The organism is Sphingobium wenxiniae (assembly GCF_007830065.1).
Taxonomy (GTDB): domain Bacteria; phylum Pseudomonadota; class Alphaproteobacteria; order Sphingomonadales; family Sphingomonadaceae; genus Sphingobium; species Sphingobium wenxiniae.
Genome location: NZ_VLKK01000057.1, coordinates 1 through 3,654, shown reverse-complemented (window position 1 = coordinate 3,654; position 3,654 = coordinate 1). Strand labels below are relative to the sequence as shown.

Below are 3,654 nucleotides of genomic sequence, written 5' to 3'. Positions count from 1 at the left end.
CCGCCACTGGAAGGCGAAGCTGCTGTCCTTATGGTCGACAGGCCGCGATGTGGACGAAGCCGATGGCGCTTACTTACGGCATCTTCGCAACCAGGCCGGTCCCTCCTGGCTCCGCCAGCTGACGCCGCGCCGCTGGCGCGCGATCGAAAGATTGGCGGCGCCCGGCGATCCGGTGCTTGCAGCCGTGTTTCTCGATCGAGCGCGCGAATTTCATCGCGGCGCGCAGATTGGCGCGCCTATTGCGCTTGCGCCGGCACTGCACTTGCTCGCGATCTCCTGCGAACTGGGTTTGAAGGCGCATCTTTTGGGTCATGGCTGGACGGACGATGCGCTGGCCCGCGATATCCGTCATGACCTTGTCCGCGCCCTCGACGAGGCGCGGCAGCTAGGCCTGCCGGCGCCCGGTCGTCCGCTGGCCGATTTCATCAAGAGCCTCGGCCCGGCCTATGCCGTGCATCGGATCGACGCGCTGGTGGCAGGTGGCTATGCCTGCGACATCGGCGCCGTGCTTTGCGAGACCGGGCAGCTCCTCGATGCCGTGGCGGCCTGCCTGAGGCCAGCCACGCCAGGCGCCGCCACCTTGCGTACCTCCTCTTCCCCCTCCGCGTGATCGTGCAACGGACGTCGTGTCGAGCCCGCGAGTGGCCATGCGAAGGATCTACAATCCCGTCCTGCGGCTCAAGGGACGGGCAGATAAGGCACGGGCGTAAGGTCCGCGAGATGCCGGACCGGCGTGCTCGGCAAAGCCGGCAATATCGGCGGTTTCGCTGGGTGGGCTCCGGTCATGGCCCAAGCGACGCACCGTCCTTCTCCTCATCTGACCCCTAAGCCGGCCGTCCGGCCCATCCAACCCGCAAGCCATCGGGCCGAGTTGCCGTGTGCCACGGCTGCCCGCACCACCCCTTGTCTCGGGGTTCCCCGGCGCTGCGCTGCCGGTGGATGGGCCGTCCTGTCCGCCTTGGCCGGGGATCAGTCGAAGGGACGGTCCCTTGGACCCACATCGAAGGAACTCAGGCCATGCAGAACCTCGTCATCCTCGCCGGCAATGTCGGTGGCACGCCGGAAACCCGCACCACCCAGGGCGGCACCCGCATTACCCATTTCAGCCTCGCCACCTCGCGCCCGAAGCGCGACAGCAACGGCAAGATCCTGCGCGACGACAACAATCGCCGCCTCGAGGACACCGAATGGCACCGGATCACCTGCTTCAACGGCGTCGGCAAGACGGTCGAGCAATATGTCGACAAGGGTATGAAGGTCATGGTCCGGGGCCGTATCCACTACACCCGCTGGACCGACAGCGAGAATATCGAACGCTACGGCGTCGAGATCATCGCCGACGAGGTGACCTTCCTCACCCGCGCCAAGTCCAACGAGAATAGCGGCGGCGGCAACGAGCCCGAAGACGATGAAATCCCCTTCTGAGCTCGGACAGGGCGGCCCGGCGGCATCGCCGCCGGGCCTCTTATCCTGTTCAGGCGCGGCATGGTCCCAAGCGGATCAGCGGGATCGGCATCGCCCCTTGGCATAGCGCTCCCAGCGCAGCACGGTGCCGGTCGCAATCATCGCGCAGCTGAGATCGCCGATGCCGGGCGCGTTGCACCAGGCGCCGGTCCGGTTGCCCTTGGCTTCGCCGGTCGAGACGCAGCGCATGGTGGGGCCAGCCACGCGAATATGCCCGGTGGATGTCTGGCCGCGCGGTCCGCCAAGCAGGCGCACCAACGCATCGCGGGCGGCCGGGCCACTTGCTCTCGGACAGGGCTGGCCGGGGCGGCAGCTGTTGTCGATCTCGCGCGCGGCAATGCCGGCGAGCCGCACATGGGCGCCCTCGCGGCACCAGATCGGGCCATCGCCATCCCAGACGCGCGTCGGTGTGCAGGCGAAGGTCTGATCATTGGGGACCACGGCGGCGGCAAGCAGGAGCGGGAACAGCATCCGGCGGGGCTAACCGACAAGCGGCGGCCTGTCATCCGGACCCGTTGGATGGAGCGGCAGGCAGGGCAAGGGGTGGGGCGCGACATCGGCGGGGACCTGGCCTCCTGGCCGGCGGGTTCGCCCGCTCTCAATCGGCGCGATCCTTGGTCCACCCGGTGACCTTTTGCGATCAACCCGCAAGGGGTCCGGTCGCTTCGCTACGGCTTTTTGGGCCTCCAGCCAAAAAAGTGATCGCGGCCACCGGCCGGACACATCGGGCGCCTGTCGAGCGGGACGAACCCGCCGGCGCGCAAAGGAGCCTCGACATGTTCACCGACATCGCAATCGCTCGCCGCCACGCCTTCAGCCTCTCGCGCAGCCTCATGATGGTCACCTTCGTCATCGCGATCGGGCAGCATTACGGGGTTATCACCGCCGAAGACGCCGACGGCAGCGTCGCCATCGTCACCGAATTCGATCCCTTTGCCTGACGGCTCGACCGGGAGCCGCTCGGCTCCCGGTTATTCCCCGCGCTTCGCTCGCGGCTTGCGCCGAAGACGAGAACCGATTGTTCAGATGCCGCGACTATGCTGCGATAATGACGATTGAGGCTGCGATAGCGAATGCCGGCGATGATGCCCTGTGGGCGCGCGTCACCCAGGAGGTGAACGCCTGGCGCGGTGCCTGTCTGCAATGCTTCGCCGCGGTGGAGGTGGCCGTTACCGAGACTTTGCTGCATCTGAGCGCTCAGCCGGGACGAGGACAGTCGGTGAAGCTACGGCATTTGGTCGGGCAACGGCTCGATGACCTTGCTGCACTCGTCAATGAGGGCGGCCCCTTTTCCGTGGAGGGAAAGGGTGTCGCGAGCCTGCTGGCGGAATTTCGGCACCAGGAAGGGCTGCGCACGATGCTCGCCCATGGCCAGGCGAAGCTGACAGTCGAACGGACCAGTCGATGGGCCGCCATCTTTCGTGTGATCGCGATCCGGGCACGGCAGGCTGATCGTTCGACGCTCGTGATCGAAGAGAACGAGGCGGCGGAGAGGCTTCAGCAGCTCCGTAAGGTATCGCAGAAATTGTGTTCTGCACTTGGCAATCTGCGACGGGCGGTTGCCGTCTGAAAGTCGGATTTCTCTGCATCTATGCGCTGAGAATGGCGGCTCCGGCGCGGCCGGACCGGGCTCTAGGCTTCGCCCTGAGCCTTGTGCCAAGTCTCAGCCCATTCGGGTGACGATCCCTGCCGTGACTGCTCGCACTTCTCAACCCTGCGCGCAAACTATGGCCCGGCCGGTCGCGCCGCGCGCTGGAGGGCAGTTGGCCAGGCCCGCACGCAGGTGCTCATCGTGCAGCAATATGTGCCAGGGACGGTCATGGCCCCGCGCCGCGAGATAATAGGCCGCGCCGTCGCAGCCGACCATGCGGCATCGGGCCTGCCGGTCGATGAGGCTGGCGCCTGCTCCATGGAGCCCGATCAGGGCATCGACATCCTCGCGCATCAACGCACCGCAGCGGCGGCATTGCGATCGGACGAGGATCTGGCGCAGCCGCATCGCCTGGAGTGACGCGGTCCAGGCCGGGGCAAGGCGGAAGAGAGTGGCGCTGCTCGTCATGATGGGCGGAGGATAGCGCCGGGCTCTCCGCGGAGCCAGAGAATCAGGACACCGCGATCATCTCTTCGCGATCCCGCCCGCCAAGACCTTCCTCCTGTCGGCTTGCCTGGCCGGCGCGCGCGCCCGCGCAA

6 protein-coding genes are annotated in these 3,654 nt (G+C 66.8%); 4 read left to right on the top strand and 2 right to left on the bottom strand.

What is annotated here, in order from left to right; all coding sequences use genetic code 11:
• The coding region (locus IQ35_RS20680) for a hypothetical protein (RefSeq protein WP_145076181.1) at positions 1–610 on the top strand (610 nt) is incomplete at its 5' end.
• 407 nt (positions 611–1,017) lie between these two features.
• On the top strand, positions 1,018–1,425 hold the full coding sequence (locus IQ35_RS20675) for a single-stranded DNA-binding protein (protein WP_007688067.1): 408 nt from the start codon (positions 1,018–1,020) through the stop codon (positions 1,423–1,425).
• Between the two features lie 75 nt (positions 1,426–1,500).
• Here IQ35_RS20675 and IQ35_RS20670 read toward each other — a convergent pair whose 3' ends face one another.
• Positions 1,501–1,935 (bottom strand): thermonuclease family protein, encoded by a 435-nt coding sequence (locus IQ35_RS20670; RefSeq protein WP_007688066.1) that lies wholly within the window; start codon positions 1,933–1,935, stop codon positions 1,501–1,503.
• Positions 1,936–2,240: 305 nt separating this feature from the next.
• Here IQ35_RS20670 and IQ35_RS20665 point away from each other — a divergent pair, with 305 nt between their 5' ends.
• The gene (locus tag IQ35_RS20665; RefSeq protein WP_007688065.1) at positions 2,241–2,405 is read left to right on the top strand and encodes a hypothetical protein; all 165 of its coding nucleotides are present in this window, start codon (positions 2,241–2,243) and stop codon (positions 2,403–2,405) included.
• Between the two features lie 107 nt (positions 2,406–2,512).
• On the top strand, positions 2,513–3,034 hold the full coding sequence (locus tag IQ35_RS20660) for a hypothetical protein (RefSeq protein ID WP_031295760.1): 522 nt from the start codon (positions 2,513–2,515) through the stop codon (positions 3,032–3,034).
• A gap of 138 nt (positions 3,035–3,172) precedes the next feature.
• On the opposite strand, the gene IQ35_RS21305 is transcribed toward IQ35_RS20660, so the two are convergent.
• Positions 3,173–3,523 (bottom strand): hypothetical protein, encoded by a 351-nt coding sequence (locus IQ35_RS21305; RefSeq protein ID WP_066564291.1) that lies wholly within the window; start codon positions 3,521–3,523, stop codon positions 3,173–3,175.
• Between the last annotated feature and the right edge of the window lie 131 nt (positions 3,524–3,654).

What these genes read in the sequence shown, in the direction of transcription:
- IQ35_RS20670 (WP_007688066.1), bottom strand. Translation starts at nt 1,935, where the DNA reads ATGCTGTTCCCGCTCCTGCTTGCCGCCGCCGTGGTCCCCAATGATCAG.
- IQ35_RS20675 (WP_007688067.1), top strand. Translation starts at nt 1,018, where the DNA reads ATGCAGAACCTCGTCATCCTCGCCGGCAATGTCGGTGGCACGCCGGAA.
- IQ35_RS20665 (WP_007688065.1), top strand. Translation starts at nt 2,241, where the DNA reads ATGTTCACCGACATCGCAATCGCTCGCCGCCACGCCTTCAGCCTCTCG.
- IQ35_RS20660 (WP_031295760.1), top strand. Translation starts at nt 2,513, where the DNA reads ATGACGATTGAGGCTGCGATAGCGAATGCCGGCGATGATGCCCTGTGG.
- IQ35_RS21305 (WP_066564291.1), bottom strand. Translation starts at nt 3,523, where the DNA reads ATGACGAGCAGCGCCACTCTCTTCCGCCTTGCCCCGGCCTGGACCGCG.